Here is a 1,766-nt window from a genome sequence, read left to right as displayed (position 1 = left end):
GAGCGCGACGCCCCGTTCGCTGTCGGGGAGTTCCGCACGTTGAACCGGTGCTTGGACAATGCCATTGCAGACGCAGTCACCGCGTTCAGTTTCCAGCGCGATACGCAAATGGCGCTTCAGCACAATGCGGACGCGAACGAACGCCTCGGATTTCTGGCTCACGAACTGCGCAACGCCTTGGGTACGGCATCTCTTTCAGTTCACGCGCTCGAACTCGGCAACATGACCATGCGGGGCGCAACCGGAGCGGTCTTGAAGCGCAGTCTGGCCGTGATGGGCACTTTGATCAGTCGCTCGATTGCCGAGGTACGCAGCGGCCTGTCGGATGAGCGGCAGACATTTTCCGTCGCCGCGTTCGTTCAGGACGCAGCAAGCGCGGCCCAGCTTTTTGCAACTACCGCGGGATGCGCCTTCAATGTGCGTCCTGTGGATCCGCTCCTGGCCGTCAATGGAAATCGCGAGCTTCTGCTGGCCGCCTTGGCAAACCTTCTGCAAAACGCCTTCAAGTTCACCCAGCCTCACACCGAAGTCGCGTTGAAGGCCTATGGGTCAGGTGAACACGTCTTGATCGAAGTCGAAGATCACTGCGGCGGGCTGCCTCCCGGGAGCACCGCCAAGATGTTCACGCCTTTTCACCAGTACGGGCGCGACCGGTCGGGCCTTGGGCTGGGCCTGTCCATTGCGCGCCAAAGTGTTGAGGCCGACGCCGGCACCTTGACGGTGCGAGACGTGCCGGACATTGGTTGCGTATTCACCATCTGCCTTCCTTGCCACTCGCTCGCGTGAAGGCCAGTTCAGTGCGGCACCGAACAGATCGCGCCTGGAAGTCAGCGTAGAAACAGGTAACGCTGCAGCCGTGGCGCATCGGGTCATGGCGTTTCGCGGAGTTGCCCGGCAAGGGGCATGCATGTCATAGGTCGCCGCCCCTTCCCAAATCGAAATCAGCCCAGGAGGCTGCCGACAGTGGCCGCGCTTGTCCCTCTCACCTCGTGAGGAGAGGCCATCCTCAGCACCGAAGTCCGGCAGAGCAACCGTGATGACCACTGACTTGTTGCCAATGTCGGGCGAACAGCCTTGCGCTGCTGGATCGCCCCTCGCAGCTCCCGACGCGACCAGCACCGCATTGCGCGACTCCGAGATTCGCTACCGGCGGTTGTTTGAGGCGGCGCAGGACGGCATCTTGCTGATCAATGCAAAGTCGGGGCAAATCGAGGATGCCAATCCTTACCTGATCGCGATGCTGGGCTACTCGCACGACGAGTTGTTGGGCAAGAAGCTGTGGGACGTCGGGGCTTTCGTCGATATCGAGAAGAGCACCGAAATGTTCGAGCGGCTGCAGGTGGAGGGTTACGTCCGCTACAACGATCTCCCGCTGAAGACAAAAGCCGGCGCGCTCATCAGCGTGGAGTTCGTCAGCAATGCCTACGACTGTGCCGGCGTGCGCGTCATCCAATGCAACATCCGCGACATCACCGAACAGCGGCTGGCGGAAGACCAGGTGCGCAGGCTGGCAGTGGCCAAGCTCGCTGCCGAGGCCGCGAATATTGCCAAGAGTTCCTTTCTTGCCAACATGTCGCACGAGATCCGAACGCCTCTGGCCGCGATCATGGGGTTGACCTACCTGATCAGGCGAACCCGGGTGACGGCACAACAGACGGCCTGGTTGACCGAGCTGGATGTGGCCGGTGCGCACTTGCTGGAGTTGATCAACGCGATCCTCGACCTGTCGAAGATCGAAGCCGGCAAGCTGGCGCTGGAGGTAACAC

Annotated in this window: 2 protein-coding genes; both read left to right on the top strand. The window is 61.3% G+C overall.

The window, feature by feature from the left end:
• On the top strand, positions 1 to 786 hold a 786-nt coding region (locus tag AC1DYI_RS34525; protein ID WP_477208611.1), incomplete at its 5' end, for a sensor histidine kinase.
• Between the two features lie 337 nt (positions 787 to 1,123).
• On the top strand, positions 1,124 to 1,766 hold a 643-nt coding region (locus AC1DYI_RS34520; RefSeq protein WP_477208610.1), incomplete at its 3' end, for a PAS domain S-box protein.

The sequence above is a fragment of the Ideonella sp. P3_A4 genome (assembly GCF_056403075.1).
This window is presented reverse-complemented; position numbering and strand designations above follow the sequence as displayed.